Origin of the sequence: Acinetobacter sp. (genome assembly GCF_036659555.1) — a bacterium.
Classification (GTDB): Bacteria; Pseudomonadota; Gammaproteobacteria; order Pseudomonadales; family Moraxellaceae; genus Acinetobacter.
Map to the genome: position 1 here is coordinate 1 of NZ_JAVXCI010000061.1, position 19,267 is coordinate 19,267.

Annotated in this window: 22 protein-coding genes and 1 tRNA gene; 16 read left to right on the forward strand and 7 right to left on the reverse strand. The window is 46.4% G+C overall.

The genetic code is table 11. The features are described 5' to 3' along the window. From RSA72_RS09375 to RSA72_RS09385, 3 genes are all read right to left on the reverse strand, one after another. Window positions 1-395, reverse strand: a 395-nt coding sequence (locus RSA72_RS09375; protein ID WP_332633086.1) for a hypothetical protein, incomplete at its 3' end; no start/stop codon positions are given. A 22-nt stretch (window positions 396-417) separates the two neighbouring features. Beyond that, window positions 418-720 (reverse strand): hypothetical protein, encoded by a 303-nt coding sequence (locus RSA72_RS09380; protein ID WP_332633088.1) that lies wholly within the window; start codon window positions 718-720, stop codon window positions 418-420. A gap of 18 nt (window positions 721-738) precedes the next feature. Continuing rightward, a complete protein-coding gene (locus RSA72_RS09385) occupies window positions 739-1,254 on the reverse strand; it encodes a hypothetical protein (protein WP_332633090.1) in 516 nt (171 codons plus the stop codon). A 113-nt stretch (window positions 1,255-1,367) separates the two neighbouring features. Between RSA72_RS09385 and RSA72_RS09390 the strand changes: the two genes are divergently transcribed. Beyond that, complete coding sequence (locus RSA72_RS09390) at window positions 1,368-1,622, forward strand: helix-turn-helix domain-containing protein (protein ID WP_332633092.1); 255 nt, start codon at window positions 1,368-1,370, stop codon at window positions 1,620-1,622. A gap of 20 nt (window positions 1,623-1,642) precedes the next feature. Here the strand turns inward: RSA72_RS09390 and RSA72_RS09395 are convergent, their stop codons facing one another. Then, entirely contained in the window at window positions 1,643-1,864 is a 222-nt protein-coding gene (locus RSA72_RS09395) for a helix-turn-helix domain-containing protein (protein WP_332633094.1), read from the reverse strand. Window positions 1,865-2,217: 353 nt separating this feature from the next. Between RSA72_RS09395 and RSA72_RS09400 the strand changes: the two genes are divergently transcribed. Genes RSA72_RS09400 through RSA72_RS09415 form a run of 4 tightly spaced genes read left to right on the forward strand, consistent with a single transcriptional unit; the run spans window position 2,218 to window position 4,986 of the window. Beyond that, the gene (locus tag RSA72_RS09400; protein ID WP_332633096.1) at window positions 2,218-2,517 is read left to right on the forward strand and encodes a hypothetical protein; all 300 of its coding nucleotides are present in this window, start codon (window positions 2,218-2,220) and stop codon (window positions 2,515-2,517) included. A gap of 19 nt (window positions 2,518-2,536) precedes the next feature. After that, window positions 2,537-3,085 carry an ABC-three component system protein gene (locus tag RSA72_RS09405; protein WP_332633098.1) on the forward strand — a complete coding sequence of 183 codons (549 nt, stop codon included), beginning with the start codon at window positions 2,537-2,539 and terminating at the stop codon, window positions 3,083-3,085. After that, the gene (locus tag RSA72_RS09410) at window positions 3,072-3,308 is read left to right on the forward strand and encodes an ABC-three component system middle component 6 (RefSeq protein ID WP_332633100.1); all 237 of its coding nucleotides are present in this window, start codon (window positions 3,072-3,074) and stop codon (window positions 3,306-3,308) included. The genes RSA72_RS09405 and RSA72_RS09410 overlap by 14 nt, the downstream gene beginning before the upstream one ends. Then, window positions 3,295-4,986, forward strand: coding sequence for a DUF2326 domain-containing protein (locus RSA72_RS09415; RefSeq protein ID WP_332633102.1), 1,692 nt, complete (start codon window positions 3,295-3,297; stop codon window positions 4,984-4,986). Before RSA72_RS09410 ends, RSA72_RS09415 begins: the two co-directional genes overlap by 14 nt. Window positions 4,987-5,367: 381 nt before the next feature. Here RSA72_RS09415 and RSA72_RS09420 read toward each other — a convergent pair. Beyond that, a tRNA-Ile gene (locus RSA72_RS09420) sits at window positions 5,368-5,444 on the reverse strand. Window positions 5,445-6,026: 582 nt separating this feature from the next. Here RSA72_RS09420 and RSA72_RS09425 point away from each other — a divergent pair. Further along, window positions 6,027-6,596, forward strand: a complete 570-nt coding sequence (locus RSA72_RS09425) for a 1-acyl-sn-glycerol-3-phosphate acyltransferase (RefSeq protein ID WP_332622816.1) — start codon at window positions 6,027-6,029, stop codon at window positions 6,594-6,596. Between the two features lie 105 nt (window positions 6,597-6,701). Next, on the forward strand, window positions 6,702-7,451 hold the full coding sequence (locus tag RSA72_RS09430) for a YebC/PmpR family DNA-binding transcriptional regulator (protein ID WP_332622818.1): 750 nt from the start codon (window positions 6,702-6,704) through the stop codon (window positions 7,449-7,451). A gap of 50 nt (window positions 7,452-7,501) precedes the next feature. Here the strand turns inward: RSA72_RS09430 and RSA72_RS09435 are convergent, their stop codons facing one another. Together RSA72_RS09435 and RSA72_RS09440 are read right to left on the reverse strand one after the other, a co-directional pair. After that, window positions 7,502-7,975 (reverse strand): Lrp/AsnC family transcriptional regulator, encoded by a 474-nt coding sequence (locus RSA72_RS09435; protein ID WP_332622819.1) that lies wholly within the window; start codon window positions 7,973-7,975, stop codon window positions 7,502-7,504. Between the two features lie 294 nt (window positions 7,976-8,269). Next, window positions 8,270-9,034 (reverse strand): glutathione S-transferase family protein, encoded by a 765-nt coding sequence (locus RSA72_RS09440; protein ID WP_332622820.1) that lies wholly within the window; start codon window positions 9,032-9,034, stop codon window positions 8,270-8,272. Between the two features lie 375 nt (window positions 9,035-9,409). Here RSA72_RS09440 and RSA72_RS09445 point away from each other — a divergent pair, with 375 nt between their 5' ends. The 9 genes from RSA72_RS09445 to RSA72_RS09485 all read left to right on the forward strand — a co-directional run bounded on the left by RSA72_RS09445 (window position 9,410) and on the right by RSA72_RS09485 (window position 18,719). Continuing rightward, on the forward strand, window positions 9,410-10,612 hold the full coding sequence (locus RSA72_RS09445; protein WP_332622821.1) for an SfnB family sulfur acquisition oxidoreductase: 1,203 nt from the start codon (window positions 9,410-9,412) through the stop codon (window positions 10,610-10,612). 11 nt (window positions 10,613-10,623) lie between these two features. Beyond that, the gene (locus RSA72_RS09450; protein WP_332622823.1) at window positions 10,624-11,841 is read left to right on the forward strand and encodes an SfnB family sulfur acquisition oxidoreductase; all 1,218 of its coding nucleotides are present in this window, start codon (window positions 10,624-10,626) and stop codon (window positions 11,839-11,841) included. Then, complete coding sequence (locus RSA72_RS09455) at window positions 11,841-13,265, forward strand: LLM class flavin-dependent oxidoreductase (RefSeq protein ID WP_332622824.1); 1,425 nt, start codon at window positions 11,841-11,843, stop codon at window positions 13,263-13,265. Before RSA72_RS09450 ends, RSA72_RS09455 begins: the two co-directional genes overlap by 1 nt. A gap of 39 nt (window positions 13,266-13,304) precedes the next feature. Continuing rightward, window positions 13,305-14,135, forward strand: a complete 831-nt coding sequence (locus tag RSA72_RS09460) for a MetQ/NlpA family ABC transporter substrate-binding protein (RefSeq protein WP_332622826.1) — start codon at window positions 13,305-13,307, stop codon at window positions 14,133-14,135. A gap of 9 nt (window positions 14,136-14,144) precedes the next feature. Further along, complete coding sequence (locus RSA72_RS09465) at window positions 14,145-14,981, forward strand: MetQ/NlpA family ABC transporter substrate-binding protein (protein ID WP_332622828.1); 837 nt, start codon at window positions 14,145-14,147, stop codon at window positions 14,979-14,981. A 24-nt stretch (window positions 14,982-15,005) separates the two neighbouring features. Then, the gene (locus RSA72_RS09470; RefSeq protein ID WP_332622834.1) at window positions 15,006-16,076 is read left to right on the forward strand and encodes a methionine ABC transporter ATP-binding protein; all 1,071 of its coding nucleotides are present in this window, start codon (window positions 15,006-15,008) and stop codon (window positions 16,074-16,076) included. Beyond that, complete coding sequence (locus tag RSA72_RS09475; RefSeq protein ID WP_332622829.1) at window positions 16,057-16,716, forward strand: methionine ABC transporter permease; 660 nt, start codon at window positions 16,057-16,059, stop codon at window positions 16,714-16,716. The genes RSA72_RS09470 and RSA72_RS09475 overlap by 20 nt, the downstream gene beginning before the upstream one ends. Before the next feature lie 111 nt (window positions 16,717-16,827). Then, a complete protein-coding gene (gene ychF, locus RSA72_RS09480; protein WP_332622830.1) occupies window positions 16,828-17,919 on the forward strand; it encodes a redox-regulated ATPase YchF in 1,092 nt (363 codons plus the stop codon). A 410-nt stretch (window positions 17,920-18,329) separates the two neighbouring features. After that, entirely contained in the window at window positions 18,330-18,719 is a 390-nt protein-coding gene (locus RSA72_RS09485) for a hypothetical protein (RefSeq protein ID WP_332622832.1), read from the forward strand. Window positions 18,720-19,267 lie beyond the last annotated feature (548 nt).

The window sequence follows — 19,267 nt, forward strand, 5'->3', positions numbered from 1 at the left end:
AGATTAGGGGTGAATGTTGTGACCTTTTTATTGTTTAGGTACACATCAATCTTTTGGGCTTTAGAGATTCCTTGTGAGAACTCATACCAAGCATTTGCACCATTACGCCATTTTGTCGTTCCTGGTGCAGCAACTTTGGTTTTCCCATTCAATAAGAAAGTTAATGGGTATTTAGAGTCGGTATTTTCATAACTTTTCTTTGCCGTTTGTAGTCGTGCTGAATGATCGTAATCATCTCCTGCTCCCTCATTACAAGTTACCCAAAGCGTATTGCCTTTACCATCTTGAATTGAATATTCAGAAAAGCCTTGAGCATAGCCAGATTGCCATACATTCGGTGCTGCATGAGCCAATCCAGTAACAGTCAATAATGATGCGAATATCAGTTTTTTCATAAATTACTCCTATCGTTGTTTATTACTTTTTCACACATGGTCGAATACTTTGGATGTATTGACCATCGTTGGTGTCTTTAAAAAATCCATTCTTGGATTGAATTTGCAGGCATTGCCCTTTCTTGAAAGACTTCATTTGCTTGGCCACTTTGTCTGGCAGTATGTATGCATTCAAAATAACTTCACCTTTGGTTGTTGGGAAAATAATCGCTTCACCACTAAAGATCAGATCCTTTTTAAGTGTGACTTGTTCAGTCTTTGCTGATGCGACATTAGAAATAGCAAGACCTGCTAAAAGGCAAAATAAGAGTTTGAAAGTTTTCATAATAATCTCACGATTTAATTAATTCACCAGACTATAAATACAGTCATTCCAAGGAGGTGTATTCTCACGATATTTGGAACATGCCATTACAGCATGCTCTAATCCACCCAATGTCTGACCATAGGCATCGATATCAGATATGGATACATCACCTTGCTTCTTGGTCTTTTGAGCAGCATACTTACGTTGAGCTTGAGCTTGTTCAGCTTGAAGTTGTTGCTGTTTCAGTTGCTGTGCTTTGAGTTCCTGTTGCTTTAACAATAAATATTCCTCTTTGCTATTAAAGTCATAAAAGCCAACAACCTCACCATTCCCGTTATAGTGCAATGCGCGCCAAACAGTGACTCCTTTTTCTGTGACAGGGATAATCCCATCAGGAGAGTTCAAGATACGCTCAGCCATTGCTTGCTGTTGCTGCGTTTGATAAGACACAACTAGATCATTGGCAGAATTTGCTGCACGCTGTACATCAGGATCACCTGATAAAGTTGCTACCGCTGTTAAAGCGGAGCCGAGTAGGTTAGAAAACCCCATACAATTTCCTTTAAATATGATTATAAAGTAATAGCTTAAGCTCAACTTCCGAGTCCAAATCAAAGCAATGTACCGGTATTGGGTACATCACACATTGTATCGATAATGAGCGCATGACAGCAAGTATCAATACGAAAGAGATGCAGGCTTTGACGAACTGGTTGAAGCAAGCACGACAGGACCAAAACTTATCTATGCGTGCACTAGCAGAACGCATGGAAAAGCCACACTCGTTTGTTCAAAAAGTTGAACAAGGCGAACGCCGTTTAGATGTGGTTGAATATGTTTGGTATTGCCGAAAGCTAGGCGTTAATCCACAAGATGGATTGCTTTTGATTGAGCAGGTGCTCTTAGGACCTAAAGACTGAATGTCTTAAAAGGAGAGCTTCTAGTTAGAAGTCAGACTTGATTCGATGAGCTCTAACCCTTGACTAGGGTTAATGTCTAAAGCTTTACAGTAGAATAAATACTCCACAACATCCAACTGATGTTTTCCACTTTCGACATCCTGAACATAGAAAACAGGCTTACCTAAGCGGTTTGCCAATTGCTCTAAAGTTAACTTCTTTGCCTGACGCTGCTGAATTAACCATTGCTGTAAAATAGCCATTATCAATTCTTCTCCCACTCAAATAAACACAAGAGCAACAGCGCAAAGCTTTGTTGACAGGTCTGTCTTTTTATCATTACAGACCCGAATTGCTTTGGCTATAGATTTACATTGTGGATGTGGAAGAGTCTCGATGACTTTAGATACGGATTCGAGTTCTGGATAGTGTTTTTTCATGGTCACTCCTTTAGTGGTTAAAGACCATGAAAATAATATCTATATGAAAACTGGTTAAATGCATATGAGATGTGTGCACTATCCAGCAATCTATCTAGTTGTAATTATTAAAATTCTATATGCAATTGATCTATATTACAGCTACAATAGTAAAATTTTTAAATCGAGTCTTCGTAATGACAGAATTTCTAGATTTCTTTAGTAGTGGTCCTGCCGTAGCAATAGCTTGGTTTTGCACAGTTATGAGCTTCATTTATGCACTACTACAAAAAAATATGGTGAATAAAATTAGCAATAAAAATATTTCTCTTACTACTAATTATGAGAAACTTAAAGTTGATTATCACAACCTTGAACAAAAGATAATAAATATAGAAAGTAATGATATTCATGACAACTATCAAGAAGTAAATCAAAATGGGAAGACAAATATAAATCAAGGCGTAATTAAAGGTAACTTTAATTACAATGCCTAATTAAACCTAGGATTTATTTATGTGTGGAACTAAATTTGACATTGCAAAAATCGAGGGAGACTTTTATAACATAGAGTCTCCAGAAATTAATGTTGACTCTATCATCAATATAATAATTGATAATATTTCTTCAGTAGATGTAAAAATCAACATTATGGATAGATCCTTCCCTCCTGCTGTTGAGCAAAAAATAAATCACAACCTGCTTAAAAGTAAACGTCGTATAGTATTACATTATAAATCCTACTCTTCACATATTGAAACAGCATATTATATAGCAGATAAAAGTATAGTTAATGGGAAACAAAATGCTATGTTTTTGCTAAATGAAATGTATTGTCTTTCTTTAGAAAAGTATGAAATAGATGCATTTAAACCAGATATTAATCAGATTCGGCAACATGCTGACGATATCATCGGAGATGTAATTAACCAATTAAAAAAGTTTGTTTACAAATCTGCAAATGTTACAAACTTTAAAGAACAGATAGAAATTGGTGTAAGCGTAGTTGTTGCACATGCTTTTGTTGAATGTTTTATTTTGGAGAACCCAAATGCTACCAATTAAAGGCACATCACCAGAACTAAATGTGCTTTTTATTGGCGGATATATTCTTAAAAAGTTAAATAAAACCAATAACAAGCGAATTTCCATATTAAAATTAATGAAGTTAGGTACAAAAGAACTTTCGATTAGTGTTGATTATATAATACTGACCTTAGATTGGTTATATATTATTTCCGCTATTAATCATAATGGTAAAGAGGTTTTTATTAATGAAATTTATTAGGTTTGTCTTAGAAATTGATGGTAAAAATGTAAGAGAAATACCTTTCCTTGACAGTTTAAATATTATTACAAGCAAAAAGAAAGTAAATGAAGCTGGAAATAGTGTTGGGAAATCTACGTTAGGTAGAGTCTTGGACTATTTATTTGATGGATCTATTGCTCCTATTTACATTGATGAAGAGTTTGGAACACCCAAACAAGAAATAGAGCAGCTATTTACTAATAGTAAAGTGTATGCCTCCTTAGAATATTTAGGTCTGGACGGAAAATATACAGTAATAAAAAGAAGACTATCTACAGACAAAGTTAAACAAAACTATATTTTAAATGGCATAGAAGTTAAAAGTAAGGAGTATAATGCTCATATAATGGTGAGTATTTTCAATGTTTTCTCTAGTAAACCAACAATAAGGAAATTAGCACCTAAATTCTTAAGGACTAATCAGCATAGAATGACAAAAACAGTTAAATTTGATAATACTAGAAATGTTAATGAATCTGATATAAATACAGTTTTCCTCTATCTTTTTAATTTTAATGACACTGAAATATTAAGTAAAATACATGCTTTAAAAACAACAACAGCTCGGTATAAAAGAAATCTGAAAGCCTTCAATAGTGTAATTAGTCAAGAAAAAATAGTCGGTTCATTATCTAAGTTAAAAAGTGAAATAGGAAAACTTGAAAAATCACTTTCTCTGACTGAGAAAGGTGGAGATAAATTAGAAATTGTTCAAAATATTAATAAAATAGATGACAAACAAGATGAACTATCAAATGAAATATTCACTTTAGATTTCAAGATAAAAAACATTATTAAAACCAATGAAATACTAAAAGAAAAAGAACAGTCCATTCTATTGAATGAGCTTCGTTCAATCTATGATTATGCATCAATTAAAATAGAATCAGTACTTAATGATTATGAACAAGCATTAATTTTTCATGACATTCTTTTAAACACAAAAAAAGATTTTGTTTCTAACGATCTCGAAAACCTAAAAAGAAGACATGAAGCAATCGTTACTAAGTTTGAGTTATTAGAGGACCAAAAGCATACTCTTTTTGAAGAATTAAAATCAAAAAAGAAAATCGAGGAACTTTCTGAAACAGTTAAACAAATTGGTACTCTTAATAAAGACTTAGCTAAATTAACAGCTATTATTGAAAAAAGGGATGATTTAGAAAGCGATTTAGAAAGAGAAGAAAAAGGATTATCTGAATTATCTAGTCACCTTAAAAATGAACTCATGAATGTGACAAAATTTGAAGAAAATTTCATCAGTAATTTTAGAATGTATACTAAAAAATTTTATAACGTGGAATATAATTTTAGTCTACATTTGAACAATGAAAAAGGCGAATGCCAACCTGCTGTTGATGAAATACAATCTAATAATGAAGGCGGTTTGAAAAGGCTTGAGGTCGTTACATTTGATTTGAGTTATATTAAAACTGTTTCTGAAAATAAAGCCTCACGACCTAATTTTGTACTTCATGATTCTATAGATGAAATTGATATTCAATATATAAGAAAAATATTTGATGCATCCATCCAGCTTTCGGGGCAGCATATCGTTTCAATGCTCTCAGATAAGCTATCACATGAGGACTATGCCAAATATCAAAAGTACATTATTCTAGAACTATCCAAAGACAATAAGTTTTTTAAAATATAGTTGGTATGTACTATCTTCGCCCCCTAATACAAAATATTTTTAAGTGAAAATGCCCCTCGACTCAACCCGAATTCCCCTTGAATCATAGGAGAAAACCTGCAAGAAGCAGAACCTACAAATTCCCCTACGCCTTTTCGTTTTCCACACGCTTTTCGCCTCGATGATTTAGATCAAAGATGTTGCATCTATGTCGAAAATCGAGTGGAAAGCCAGAATGCTGAAAACTGTAGATGGGAAATGGATCCACGGCCAAGTCATTCACGCCCCAGACCATCGGATTATATGTATGATGGACCACAGTTCGGTCCATTAAACATAGATAAAAATTTCAAAAACCCATTGAAAAAACCCCATAACTCAATGAGTTACGGGGTTTGAATTTGGTGGGCCCACACAGACTTGAACTGTGGACCAACGGATTATGAGTCCGCTGCTCTAACCAACTGAGCTATAGGCCCTGCATGCTGAACTTGTTACATATCAATAAGTAAGTTCAACCGACTGAGAATACTAGCGAAGATTTTTTCAAAATACAAGCACTTTTCATACCGCTTGCACACTATCACAGCAATTCAGAAAACTGCACCCGCAGGCAGGCGCCTGCCTCTTACTCAAACTGCTGCTTTTTAGATTCCGCATGCAGCTCAAACAGCGACCAAAGAACAACCGCAACGAATATGAGCGATGCAAATAAAAAAGCTGTCATATAGGTCATTCTTCCAGTCCCCCTGCAAACCATTCAACAGAATAAAACCGCAGGCAGCGCTTGTACGGCCTACGACAAAAGTCTAATAGTTATTTTCTGCACTGGATAGTGCATAAAAGCGCTTTTTAAGACTTATTTCTTATCAATTAATCGCTTATGCGTCTTATTTCAGCTCCGGCCATGCATTTTAAGTTTAAGCCAGCCTCAGCCGCACAGCAAAATTATTTTCACTACAGCTGTATTTTATTTACCGGCTTAGGCGTATTGACTATTGACTGCCGGCCAAAACAGGCAGAAATTAGCGCTCTCTGTGACTGATAGCCTTTGCTTTTGTATGCTGAAAAAATTTATTGGTGAAACCTCTTTCAAACTGGCAGGCTGGCGCTATGAAGTCACGCCGGGCGTGCTTGAAGATAAACAGGTTATTGTAGGCTTTGAGCATACCTCAATGATGGATGCCATTTTGTCTCTTGCGCTGTTTCAAATTTATGACCTTAAAATTCATATTTTAATTAAAAGAGAACTGTTTAAAGGCCCTTTAAAGCCTGTGCTCAAAGCGCTGGGCGGCATTCCTGTAGACCGCAAGTCCAGCAAGGATATTGTTTCGCAAATGGTCGGGCATTTTGAACAGAACGCCAAATTCAATCTGGTGATTGCCCCTGAAGCGACCCGCGCCGAACGCGGCGAGGCCCGCAGGCCAATCCGCACCGGTTTCTGGCATATCGCAAAAGCCGCCGGCGTGCCGATTGTGCTGATGTATGCCAATTCTGAAACCAAGCAAGGCGGCATTTTCGGCAAAATCTATCCGACCGATCTGGATCATGACCTTGCGCTGATGAAAAAGCTGTATAAAGAAAATGTCGGGCTGGATATTATTATCCCGGAACCTAAAAACCCGCTTTAATTGTTTAAAAACTCGAAAGCAGGCCCTTTCTCAAAAAAAAGGGCTTATGGTAGAATTTGCACAATCTGATCGGCATAAGGCCAATCTACAAGGAGCATATTTCGCATGGCGGGTCATTCCAAGTGGGCCAATATTAAGCACCGCAAAGCTAAACAAGATGCGAGCCGCGGTAAAGTTTTCACGAAATACATCCGTGAATTAACGACTGCTGCCAGATTAGGCGGCCCTGATGCCGCAAGCAACCCGCGTCTACGCGCCGTAATTGAAAAAGCGCTGTCTGTAAACATGACGCGCGACACCATCAACCGCGCGGTTCAGCGCGGCGCAGGCGGTGAAGACAACGACGACTTAAAAGAAGTAACCTACGAAGGCTACGGCGTGGGCGGTGTTGCTGTGCTGGTCGAAACCATGACTGACAACCTGAACCGCACCGTTCCGGATGTGCGCCACTGCTTCTCTAAAACCAGCGGCAACTTAGGCACAGCGGGTTCTGTAGCGTATCTGTTCACCAAGCGCGGCGAGATTACTTTTGAAGATGTGTCTTTAGAAGATAAAATCATGGACGTGGCTTTGGAAGCGGGCGCAGAAGACATTGAAGTCGGCGAAACTGAAATTGTTGTGGTGACGACGCCGGAATCTTTCGGTGATGTTCAGGATGCCCTGCACGCTGCCGGCTTGAAGTCTGACAATGCTGAAGTGGTCATGAGCCCATCAACTAAGGCTGAAATCAATGATGCCGATCAGGCCAAACTCATCATGAAAATGATTGATATGTTTGAAGATCTGGATGATGTGCAGAACGTTTACACCAACGTTGAATTTACGGATGAAGTATTGGCTCAGCTTGAAGACTGATGCTTTGACTGCTGAAAAAACGCGCTGAACAGCGCGTTTTTTATGCGCTTTTACACTCTGCTCAGCAGGCCGCTGCAGTTGAAAACATGGCTGTATTCCTTAATCACAAAACTGGAGTGCAGCGCCACCACATGCTCAATCTTGCCAATGCGCTTCAGCAGGATTTCACTGTAGTTTTCCATATCGCGCGCCACCACTTCCACTAAAAAGTCGGCGGACTGCCCTGTGACTAAAAAAGCATTGATCACTTCCGGAATGCTTTCCAGCTCTTCCAGAAACTTGGCAAAGGTATCCGTATCATGCTTGCTGAGCGATACCTGCAGAATCACATGCAGGCTGAAGCCGAGCTTCTGATAGTTGATGTCGCGTTTCAGGCCGGTAATAATATTGGTGTCAATCAAATGCTTAATGCGCCTGTGCACCGAACTGACCGAAAGATTAATGCGCTCTGAAAGTTCATTCAGGTTCAGATCTTCATGCGTTAAAATTTCAAGTATCTGCTTATCAAAACGGTCCAATTCCATTCTTCGCTCCATTGCCTGCTGAATCAATCCAGCAGCCAATTCAGTTATTCATTTTTTCAGCGCAGACCTATACCGAATGCCTTTCAGGCCGCGGGCCATTGAACATTCAATATAAATAAGTCCGCAATTTTTCAAAATTATTTTCACGTATTGTTCATATATAAAAAAATAATGGAGCATTTGCAAATTATTTAGAATATTTTCTCAGGCGCAGGCCGGCTGGGCACTGATTCAACCGCCCGGGCAGGCATGCTTTGCAAATCCGGCTGCCCTGCCGAGGCGCTCACCGCCGCTTTACACCCCGCGCCAGTCCACGCGGGCATTGCGCTCAGTCTGATAGATGCGGATCACATACTGGCCCAGCGGCAATCCGGTTAAATAAGCCTTATAGGCTTTGAATTCTTCAGAGCGGTTGTCGGCATGCTCTTTTTCCCAAGGCGTGCCGGCAATTTCTAAAATCGGCGCCAGCATCGAGCAGACTGCAATATCAGCCAGGCCCAGGCGCTCACCGGAAAAATAGCGCCCGCCCTGCTGAATTAAGCGCGCATTCAGCTCTGCAATCAACGCCTGCATGGCGCTTTTAGACTGCTCCACTTTGGCTGAGTCCAGCTGGTAGCCTTTAGACACCAGGGCTTTAATAATCGGTTTAGAGTATTTTTCAAATTGGCGCAGATAGCCTTTTTCGCCAATCAGAATATCCAGAGATTCATCGCTTTCGGCCAGAACATGCGAAAGCCCCCAGCGGCGCACATGCCGCCCCAGCTCTACCGACAGGCGGTCAATTTCCAGCGCCTGCTGGCGCAGTTCCGAATCTGAACGCAGCAAAGCGTGTTCCGGATAATGCTCATCCAGATACAGGGCGATTTGCGTGGAATCCGCAATCCACTGCTCCTGATCGCGCAGGATCGGCAATTTATTCTGCCCGGTTTTCAATTGCGCAAATGCGCGGTGCACGCCGGGCATCAGATTATGCGCAGTATATTCCAGCTCTTTGTAGTCCAGCAGCCAGCGCGCCTTTTCACAAAAATGCGAGAGTGGAAACTGGTATAAAGTACGCATAAACGCTCCGAATTTATTTTTCACTTGGCGCAGCAAAGCCAAGTATTTTAGTTGGATACTTTAGTCACACCGTTTTAGAAAAACAATATGCTTTTCACCGCAAATTCAAAGTTTAGCCGCCTGTCCGCGCGCCGGCTGTTATCTCTATTTCCCGCTTTCATAGCTTAAATGCAGATAAGGCGCTGTAAAGCCTAGGCCAGAAAAAGCCGGATTTTATAATATTATGTTCTAATTCAAGCAATTAATTTATCGATTTCAGTGCAATAGCCAGCAGGATTTTTCTTAAACACCGATTCTGCTAATGAAATAACAATCCTTCATTTAATTTTCGGGCGGAATCCCGGTAGCGTTTTGATATCTAGAAAAGGTGTCATTATGTCCCGTTTAATTGCTCCAAATGTTCAGATTATTGAAAACGGCCAGGATGCTGTCAATGCCGCATACCAGGTTGCCGATTATGCACTGGAAGGCCGGAATCAGCGCGATCAGAACCGCACGCTTCCCTTTGCCGAAATAGAGCTGTTCAGCAGCAAAGGCCTGGGCGGCATGCGCATTCCTCAAGAATTCGGCGGCGCTTATGTGTCCAATAAAATCTTGGCGCAGGTGTTCCGCATACTCAATAAAGCGGATTCCAGCGTGGGGCAAATTCCGCAGAACCAGATCAGCCTGCTGCATCTTATTGACATTATGGGAACAGCGCAGCAAAAGCGCTTTATTTTCAATGAAATCCTGCAAGGCAAGCGCCTGGCCAATGGCGGCCCTGAGCGCCATACCAAAGACACCAAAACACTGGCGGCCGCGCTGAGCATCGAAAACGGCCGCTATTTCATTGACGCTGAAAAGTTTTATTCAACCGGCAGCAGCTTCGCGCACTGGCTGGCGATTAAAGCCATCCACCCGCAAGGCCATACAGTGCTGGCTCTGGTCAGCAGCCAGACCCAAGGCGTAGAAATTACAGATGACTGGGACGGTTTTGGCCAGCGCACCACCTCCAGCGGCACGGTTAAACTGCAGCATGCCGAAATTGACCCTCTTTTAATTTTTGATGAACGCAAATTAACAGCAGCGCCAAACTACCGGGGCGCCTATTCGCAGCTGCTGCAGACGGCCATTGACGTCGGCATTGCGGAAGCGGCTTTTGCCGATACCCTTGCCGCCGTGCATAAGGCGCGCCCGATTGCCGATGCTCAGGCCGATAAAGCCAGCCATGAGCACTATACCCTGCAGGAAGTCGGAAAGTCCGCAGTGCTGCTGGATGCAGCCATTCTGCTGCTGGACGAGGCCGCGGAATATCTGGATGAACTGGACCAGCTGCAGGCCGTAAGCGGGCAGCAGGCAGCCAAGGCTTCCATTCGGGTGGCGGAAGCCAAAGTCTACGCCAATGACGCCGCCCTGCATATTTCAGAAAAACTGCTGGAGCTCGGCGGCAGCCGCTCCAGCTTAAGCATCCACAATTTTGATCAGCACTGGCGCAATGCCCGCGTGCATACCCTGCATGACCCTGTGCGCTGGAAACTGCATGCGCTGGGCGACTATTACCTCAACGGCGCGCTGCCTGCGCGCCATGCCTGGATTTAAGGAAAACCCTCATGACTTCATTTCAAAATCCGGTTTCTTTTCAGCGCCAGGCGCCGGCGCATATTATTCAGTCAGACGCTGAAGCTCTTGAAATTGCGCAGAACTTGGCGGCGCAGTTTAAAGCCGGCGCAGTCCAGCGCGATGCGCAGCGGCTGCTGCCTTTTCAGGAAATTGAGGCTTACAGCCAGTCTGGGCTGTGGGCCATTACCGTGCCCCAAGCGTATGGCGGCGCCGAGGTTTCCAGCTATACCGTGGCTCAGGTTATCGCCCTGATGAGCGGTGCAGACGGCTCAATTGGCCAGATTCCGCAAAACCATTTTTATGCGCTGGAAGTCCTGCGCAATACCGGAACGGAACAGCAGAAACGCAAGCTGTATGCGGAAGTGCTGAACGGCGCGCGCTTCGGCAATGCGCTGGCGGAGTTTAAAACCAAAACGGCTTCGCAAAAGCAGACTTCCATCCTGAAAAAAGGCGCCGGCTTTGAAGTCAATGGGGAAAAATTCTACTGCACCGGCAGCCTGTTTGCGCACCGCATTCCAGCGCTGGTCAAAGACGCCGACGGCCGCGAGTTTTTAGCCTTCATCCCGCGCGAAAGCCAAGGCCTGGAATTGATTGATGACTGGTCGGGCTTTGGCCAGCGCACCACCGGCAGCGGCACCGTCAAATTCAGCCGTGTCGCGGTCAGCGCGGAAGATGTGATTGCTTTTGACACGGTGTTTTCCGAACCGACGCTGGTCGGCCCTTTTGCGCAGATTATGCATGCCGCGATTGAAACCGGCATTGCCCGGGCGGCTTTTGAAGAAAGCCTTGTGCGCGTGCGCCAGGCCCGGCCTTGGATTGACTCCGGCGCAGACACGGCCGCCGATGATCCGCTGACCAAATATGAACTGGGCAGAATCATTGCCGATGTACGCGCCAGCGAAGCCCTGCTGAAGCAGGCTGCGCGCTCCATTGACGCTGCCCGCCCGCAGCCGGATGCAACCAATATTGCCAAAGCCTCTCTGGATGTCGCCAAAGTCCGCGTGCACAGCACGGAAACCGCGCTGAAAGCCTCATCGAAACTGATTGAACTGGCCGGCAGCCGCGGCAGCCAGCGCGCCGACGGGCTGGACCGCTTCTGGCGCAATGCCCGCGTGCATACCCTGCACGATGCGTCGCGCTGGAAATACTATTTTATTGCCAATTTCTTGCTGAACGGCGTACTGCCGCCGCGCCGGGGGACCCTGTAATGAGCCATTCTTCAACACCGGCTGCAGCGAAAAAAATCCTGCTGAATGCCTTTGACATGAATTGCGCCGGCCACATCAACCATGGCCTTTGGACGCATCCGCGCGATGAATCGCACCGCTTCAATGAGCTGAGCTACTGGACAGACTTGGCCCAGACCTTGGAACAGGGCCTGTTTGACGGCCTGTTTCTGGCGGACATTACCGGCGTGTATGACGTCTATCAGGGCAATCTGGATTTAACCCTGAAAGAATCCATTCAGCTGCCGGGCCACGACCCCAGCACCCTGATTTCCGCCATGGCTGCCGTCACGCAGCATCTGGGCTTTGGCGTGACCGTCAATCTCAGCTATGAGCCGCCGTATCAGTTTGCCCGGCGCTTTGCCAGCTTAGACCATCTTACCCAAGGGCGGATTGGCTGGAATATTGTCACCGGCTATCTGGACAGCGCGGAACGGCTGATTGGGCAGAAAAGCCTGAAAGACCACGACCAGCGCTATGCGCAGGCCGAAGAATTCCTTGAGCTTTGCTACAAGTTCTGGGAAGGCTCCTGGCAGGATGATGCGGTGCGCAAGGACAAGCAGCGGCGCATTTTCACCGATCCAGCCAAAGTGCATCCGATTCAGCATGCTGGAAAATACTACCAAAGCCAGGGCGTGTTTCAGGTTTCACCGTCTGTGCAGCGCACGCCGGTGCTGTTTCAGGCAGGCGCCTCGCCGCGCGGCCTGCAGTTTGCCGCCCGGCATGCGGAAGCGGTCTTTATCGGCGGCGACAAGCCGGAAAAAATCAAAGCCCAAGTGGAAAAAATCCGCAATCTGGCGCATGCGCAGGGCCGCGGCCGTGAGGCGGTTAAAATTTTCCTCGGCATCACTGCCGTCACTGCCGAAACCGATGCGCTGGCGCAGGAAAAACTGGCGGAATATATCCGCTATGCCAGCCCGGAAGCCGGCCTGGCGCATTATTCCAGTTCCGTGGGCATTGACCTTTCCCGCTTTGCCGATGATCAGGCCATTCCTTATCAGCAGACCAACAGCATCGCTTCGGTCAATCAGAAATTCAAAGAGCAGCAAATCACCCGCAATGATTTAAAAGCGCAGCACATTCTGGGCGGGCGCTATCCGCTGCTTGCAGGCAGCGGCGCTTCAGTTGCCGAACAGCTGATTCAGCTGCTGGATGAAACCGGCATTGACGGCTTCAACCTGACCCGCACCGTGGCGCCGGAATCGCATCAGGACTTTATCCGGCTGGTGATTCCTGAACTGCAGCAGCGCGGACGCTACAAAACCGAATATGCCTCCGGAAGCCTGCGCAGCAAGCTGTTCAGTCAGGGCGACCGCCTGCCGGCCAGCCATCCCGCAGAGCAGTTCCGGTGTACGGCGTCAAAATCATCCGCAGCCCCTGAAAACATTAAAAAACAATCCGCTTGATACAAGCAAAACAGCATTAATTCATATTTGAGGTGCATCATGGCGCAAAGCGCAAAATCCAAGCTGGCCATTATCGGGGTCATTGCGGCCATCGCTATTATTGGCTTAGCCATTTGGACACAGCAGAAAAAAACGGCTAATCAGGAACTGGTGATCGGCATCAGCCCGTCATTCGCCAAACCGCTGCAGGCAGCGGCGGCGGAAGCGGAACAGCAAGGCATTCATGTCAGGCTTGTGGAATTTTCCGACTGGAATACGCCCAACATCACCCTGAATCACGGCGACATTGACGCCAACTTTTTCCAGCATCAGCCCTTTTTAGACAATGCCAAAAAGGAAACCGATTTTAAAATCAAGGCCTTTGATATCGGCGCTGCCACGCATGTCGGCCTATATTCTAAAAAATATAAAAGCTTTGAAGCGCTGCCGGACAGCGCCAAAGTGGTGATCCCGAATGATCCGGTCAATCAGGGCCGCGCCCTGCAGCTGCTGCAGCAGGCCAAACTGATCACGCTGAAAAATCCGGAAAATTACCTGTCCAGCCTGAAAGACATTGCAGCCAACCCGAAAAAGCTGCAGTTCACCGAAGTTGAAGGCCCGCAGACTGCGCGCGCAATTGACGATGCCGATCTGGCCTTCGGCTACCCGCACTATTTGCGCATGGCCAAAACCGCCGACCCGGAAAGCGCCCTGCTGTTTGATTCCAATACCGACAAGCGCTTTGCAATTTTATTTGCCGTCAAGGAAGGCTATCAGGACGAAGGCGGCAAGCTGCGCAAATTCGTCGATATCTATCAGAACTCCCCGAAAGTCAAGCAGGCGCTGGACGCAGACTTCGGCGCCAAGCTCTGGTTCCCGGGCTGGAAGTGAGGCTGAAGCATGTCAACTACCCTCAGCAGCAGGAATAAACTTTGGGCCATTGCGGCGGCGGCCGCTGTCCTTGTCATCACGCTGGGCGCTTACCGCTGGGTCAATTCCGCCCAGCACAGCAATACGCTGAAAATCGGCATCAGCCCGCCCTATGCCGAACTGCTCAAAAGCGTGGCGGACGATGTCAAGACGCAGGGCATCAATGTCGAGCTGGTTGAATTCTCTGACTGGCAGGCGCCGAATGTAGCTGTGCAGAATGGCGATATTGACGCCAACTTTTTCCAGCAAAGCGTATTTCTCGCCAACGCCGTTCAGCAAACCGGCTATGAGCTGCGCGCTTTCGCTGCCGGAAGCGGCAGCCATGTCGGCCTGTATTCCAAAAAATATAAAGCTTTGGCTGATTTGCCTCAGCATGCGCGCGTGGTCATCCCCAGTGATCCGGTCAATTCCGCGCGCGCTTTAATTCTGCTGCACCGCGCTGGCCTGGTCCAGATCAGAGATATCGGCAATCAGCTTTCCACGCTGCAGGATATTGTGTCCAACCCCAAGCAGCTCAGCTTTCTAGAAGTGGAAGGCCCGCAGACTGCGCTGGCTTATGATGATGCAGACCTGATTTTCGGCTTTCCGCATTATCTGAATATGGCGAAAAAAGCCAACCCGCACAGCGCCTTATTTTTAGACCCTGCGGATAAAAAATACGCCATTCTATTTGTCACCCGCAAAGACTATGCCGATGAAGGCAAGAAACTCGAAACCTTTGTCAAAGCGTTTCAGAACTCTACAAAAGTAAAAGCTATTTTAGACCGCGATTTTGGCCGGAATATGTGGTTTGAAGGCTGGAAATAAGGCGAAAAAATAAGGAGAACAATGATGGTCAGTTTCGGCTCGCAAGTGGATTTTTCCATTCCGCATATCAAAATTAAAAACTTAAACAAGCACTACAATGTTCAGGGAACGCAGGTGCATGCGCTGAAGAACATTAATCTGGAGATTCCCGAAGGCAAAATTTTCGGCATTATCGGCAAAAGCGGCGCGGGGAAATCTTCGCTCATCCGCACCCTGAATGGGCTGGAATCCATTTCCGGCGGCTCAATTCATATTCATCAGCAGGACTTATCCCGCCTGAATCATGCGGAACTGATTCAGCTGCGCCAGTGCATCGGCATGATTTTTCAGCACTTCAATTTAATGTCCGCCAAAACTGTCCGTGAAAATGTCGCGCTGCCGCTGAAAGTCGCAGGCTGCAGCGCTGCGGAAATTGCGCCGCGGGTCAATGAAGCGCTGCAGCTGGTTGGCCTGACTGAAAAAGCCGATCATTACCCGTCGCAGCTGTCCGGCGGGCAGAAGCAGCGGGTCGGCATTGCCCGCGCGCTGGTGCATCATCCGGAGATTCTGCTGTGCGATGAAGCAACGTCTGCGCTGGACCCGGAAAGCACCGCTGCCGTGCTGTCGCTGCTGAAAGAAATCAACCGCAAGCTCGGCATCACCATTGTGCTGATTACCCATGAAATGCAGGTGATCCGCGAAATCTGCGATCAGGTGGTGGTTATTGAGCGCGGTGAAATTATTGAGGCTGGACAGGTCTGGTCGGTTTTTTCCGCGCCGCAGCAGCCCCTGACGCAGGAACTGCTGAAGCTGGAACAGCTGGATTTGCCATTCGACCTGCACAAACTGCCGGACGCCCATTCCACCCACCTGATTTTAAAGCTGCGCTATGCGGCGCCTGCCAGCCAGTCGCCGGATTTAAAAGCCATGCTGAACCAGCTGGATGGCCCGGTGCAGCTGTACCAAAGCCATGTCGACACCATTCAGCAGCATTTAGTCGGCGCATTAATTGTCGCTGTTCCCGCAGCGCAGCTGGACATCAGCGCGCTGCAGCAGCGGCTTAAACATCATATTGCACAAATTGAGGTACTTGGCTATGCACGACCAGCTCATTGATTTACTGCTCACCGGCACAATTGACACCCTGCTGATGGTCGGCGTATCGGCGCTGATCGCGTTTTTAGCCGGCTTGCCGCTGGCAGTGGTTTTAGTCAGCACATCCGGACACGGCATTTATCCCTCAAAAAGCATCAATCAGGCTTTGGGCGGAATCGTCAACATCACCCGCTCAGTGCCTTTTTTAATTCTCATGGTGGCGCTGATTCCGCTTACCCGCTGGATTGTCGGCACCAGCTACGGCGTCTGGGCGGCGGCGGTGCCGCTGACGCTGGCGGCCACGCCGTTCTTTGCGCGCATTGCGGAAGTCAGCCTGCGCGAAGTGGATCAGGGCCTGATTGAAGCGGCGCAGGCGATGGGCTGCAGCCGCCGGCAGATTATCTGGCATGTCTTGCTGCCCGAAGCTTTGCCGGGCATTGTGGCCGGATTTACCGTGACGCTGGTCACCATGATCAACTCGTCCGCAATTGCCGGCGCGATTGGCGCCGGCGGCCTGGGTGACATTGCCTACCGCTACGGCTATCAGCGCTTTGACATGCAGATCATGTTTGCCGTGATTGCTGTTCTGGTGATTTTAGTGATGCTTGTACAGTACACTGGAGATGCCATTTCCAGCCAGCTGGATAAGCGCAAAGCCTAGATTGCGCTGAATTGCAGCCATTTTCATAAACATGAAAGCCATGACCTGACTTTGCCGCGGCTTTCATGTAAAATCTCCTGCAATTTTCATATAACACGCTGTGAGTTTTACATGGGTTTCAATTGCGGTATTGTCGGCTTGCCGAACGTTGGTAAATCTACCCTTTTCAATGCATTGACAAAAGCTGCTATCGCGGCGGAAAACTTCCCGTTCTGCACCATTGAGCCGAATACCGGCATTGTGCCGGTTCCAGACCTGCGCATGGACAAACTGGCTGAAATTGTAAAACCGCAGCGCGTGGTGCCAACGGCTATGGAATTTGTAGATATTGCCGGCTTAGTTGCGGGCGCGTCTAAAGGCGAAGGCCTGGGCAACCAGTTCCTTGCCAATATCCGCGAAACCGACGCCATTGCGCATGTCGTGCGCTGCTTTGAAGATGAAAACGTGATTCACGTCAACGGCAAAATTGACCCGCTGGATGACATCGCAACCATCAATACTGAACTGGCGCTGGCCGATTTGGAAACTGTAACTAAGGCCGTAACGCGTTTAGCAAAATCTGCCAAAGGCGGCGACAAAGAAGCGCTTGCGACCAAAGCGGTTCTGGACAAAATTCTGCCATTGCTGGACGAAGGCAAGCCTGCGCGCGCAGCCAGCCTGGATGATGACGAGCGCAAACTGGTGCGCGGTTTCGGCTTAATGACCTTAAAGCCAACCATGTACATTGCCAACGTTGCAGAAGACGGCTTTGAAAATAACCCGCATTTAGACGCTGTGAAAAAGCTGGCAGCTGAAGAAAACGCCATTGTGGTGCCGCTGTGCAACCAGATTGAAGCTGAAATTTCGCTGCTTGAAGATGCAGACCGCGCTGAATTCCTTGAGGCGATGGGCATGGAAGAACCGGGCCTGAACGTCGTGATCCGCGCAGGCTACAACCTGCTTGGCCTGCAGACTTACTTCACTGCCGGCGTGCAGGAAGTCCGCGCCTGGACGGTGAAAATTGGCGCGACTGCGCCGCAGGCAGCCGGCGTGATTCACACTGACTTTGAAAAAGGCTTTATCCGCGCTGAATGTATCGCTTATGATGACTTTGTACAGTACAGCGGCGAAGCTGGCGCGAAAGAAGCCGGCAAATGGCGCTTAGAAGGCAAAACCTACGTGGTTCAAGACGGCGACGTGCTGCATTTCCGCTTTAACGTGTAATTGTCCCGAATGAGAAAAAGCCCCCTAGAATCAGGTAATGCTGATCAGTTAAGCGTAATTTTATTATTACAGATTGATAAATCTCCCCTAGCCCCTCTTTACAAAAGAGGGGAATGAACAGCATTGCTGTGTAAGGAATTCAATGCGGTACTGAATTCAAGATACTCCCTCCTTTTTCAAAGGAGGGTTGGGGAGGATTAAAAATGCTTAACTGACTGCGATTAACTAAATCCGGGGCTTTTCTCTTATTAGAATAACAGCCAAGATGAAGCTAGCCTTAAGATTAATAATTTAAAAACAATGATATAAAATACTTTTTCTTTTAAACAACACAGCAGCAGCTTAACTTTTCCGGCAATTGCCATAATTTAAGCAAAGGCGCTAATGCCTTCTTAACATAGAACTGCAAAATGAAAAAACTCAGCACAATCCTGACAGCAGGCATTTTCACCATGCTCAGCGCAACAGCATTCGCCTGCCCGCAAGGCACAGCATTAACCGGCGGCACTGGCCCAAATCATAAAGGCGGAAAATGCACAGCTGTTGAAAAAACTGCGAAGCAGCATGTTCAAGCGGCAAAGCATGACGCAAAGAAAACTGAACAGCATGCTCAAGCGCCGCTAAAAGCCGCCCACCCTGCTGAAAAGCATCAGGCGATGGCAGTTCAAAAAGACATCAAAAAAGCGGAACAGGAAAAAGCCAAAGCAGCAGCGGAAACTAAAGCGGCTAAAAACAGCATGAACAAAGCCAAAGCGGACATGCACCCGGCGCAGCATGACGCCAAGCCGGCAAAATCTTAATTTTGCACCGCAATCAATTCCTGATAGACCAATGCCAGCCAGTTAAGCAATTGGCTGGCATTTTCTTTTGCGGATGACAAATGTTTTTCTTGCAAAGCTTAACTGCCGAATTTAAACAGCTAAGACTCCGCTGTGAATAGCCAAAAAAATTAAAGAGCTTACCTCAATTGACTGACATAAAGTCATTCTAGACCCTTGAGTAAAATAAACTTCGGATACGCGCGTGCGGCAGGGATGCCGCACGTTGCCCATCACGGCAATGACGCCGTGTATGGGCAATAAAAGACTTTTGCTCCTTTGGGTCTTTCCAAAGGAGTATCTTGCCTGCGCAAAGGCATTGAAACTTTTAAAGCAAAATGAGGCAGTGCAAGCATCATCGTTATTGCCGAAATAATTAAGGTGGCTAAAATCCAGTGCAATCATATTTTATCGGGAATTATGCGTAATACAGGCTTTAAAATTTAGCTATATAGCTAAGTTCTTAAATATCTATTACACTGGAAGACATGGGATATTCAAAAGATTTTAAAGACAAAGTCATAGAAATT

Bases quoted from the DNA above. Each gene is read 5' to 3' on its own strand.
- RSA72_RS09425 (WP_332622816.1), top strand. From the start codon at position 6,027: ATGCTGAAAAAATTTATTGGTGAAACCTCTTTCAAACTGGCAGGCTGG.
- RSA72_RS09380 (WP_332633088.1), bottom strand. From the start codon at position 720: ATGAAAACTTTCAAACTCTTATTTTGCCTTTTAGCAGGTCTTGCTATT.
- RSA72_RS09460 (WP_332622826.1), top strand. From the start codon at position 13,305: ATGGCGCAAAGCGCAAAATCCAAGCTGGCCATTATCGGGGTCATTGCG.
- RSA72_RS09400 (WP_332633096.1), top strand. From the start codon at position 2,218: ATGACAGAATTTCTAGATTTCTTTAGTAGTGGTCCTGCCGTAGCAATA.
- RSA72_RS09390 (WP_332633092.1), top strand. From the start codon at position 1,368: ATGACAGCAAGTATCAATACGAAAGAGATGCAGGCTTTGACGAACTGG.
- RSA72_RS09450 (WP_332622823.1), top strand. From the start codon at position 10,624: ATGACTTCATTTCAAAATCCGGTTTCTTTTCAGCGCCAGGCGCCGGCG.
- RSA72_RS09430 (WP_332622818.1), top strand. From the start codon at position 6,702: ATGGCGGGTCATTCCAAGTGGGCCAATATTAAGCACCGCAAAGCTAAA.
- RSA72_RS09445 (WP_332622821.1), top strand. From the start codon at position 9,410: ATGTCCCGTTTAATTGCTCCAAATGTTCAGATTATTGAAAACGGCCAG.
- RSA72_RS09395 (WP_332633094.1), bottom strand. From the start codon at position 1,864: ATGGCTATTTTACAGCAATGGTTAATTCAGCAGCGTCAGGCAAAGAAG.
- RSA72_RS09485 (WP_332622832.1), top strand. From the start codon at position 18,330: ATGAAAAAACTCAGCACAATCCTGACAGCAGGCATTTTCACCATGCTC.
- RSA72_RS09405 (WP_332633098.1), top strand. From the start codon at position 2,537: ATGTGTGGAACTAAATTTGACATTGCAAAAATCGAGGGAGACTTTTAT.
- RSA72_RS09465 (WP_332622828.1), top strand. From the start codon at position 14,145: ATGTCAACTACCCTCAGCAGCAGGAATAAACTTTGGGCCATTGCGGCG.
- RSA72_RS09475 (WP_332622829.1), top strand. From the start codon at position 16,057: ATGCACGACCAGCTCATTGATTTACTGCTCACCGGCACAATTGACACC.
- RSA72_RS09435 (WP_332622819.1), bottom strand. From the start codon at position 7,975: ATGGAATTGGACCGTTTTGATAAGCAGATACTTGAAATTTTAACGCAT.
- RSA72_RS09410 (WP_332633100.1), top strand. From the start codon at position 3,072: ATGCTACCAATTAAAGGCACATCACCAGAACTAAATGTGCTTTTTATT.
- RSA72_RS09470 (WP_332622834.1), top strand. From the start codon at position 15,006: ATGGTCAGTTTCGGCTCGCAAGTGGATTTTTCCATTCCGCATATCAAA.
- RSA72_RS09440 (WP_332622820.1), bottom strand. From the start codon at position 9,034: ATGCGTACTTTATACCAGTTTCCACTCTCGCATTTTTGTGAAAAGGCG.
- ychF (WP_332622830.1), top strand. From the start codon at position 16,828: ATGGGTTTCAATTGCGGTATTGTCGGCTTGCCGAACGTTGGTAAATCT.
- RSA72_RS09385 (WP_332633090.1), bottom strand. From the start codon at position 1,254: ATGGGGTTTTCTAACCTACTCGGCTCCGCTTTAACAGCGGTAGCAACT.
- RSA72_RS09455 (WP_332622824.1), top strand. From the start codon at position 11,841: ATGAGCCATTCTTCAACACCGGCTGCAGCGAAAAAAATCCTGCTGAAT.
- RSA72_RS09415 (WP_332633102.1), top strand. From the start codon at position 3,295: ATGAAATTTATTAGGTTTGTCTTAGAAATTGATGGTAAAAATGTAAGA.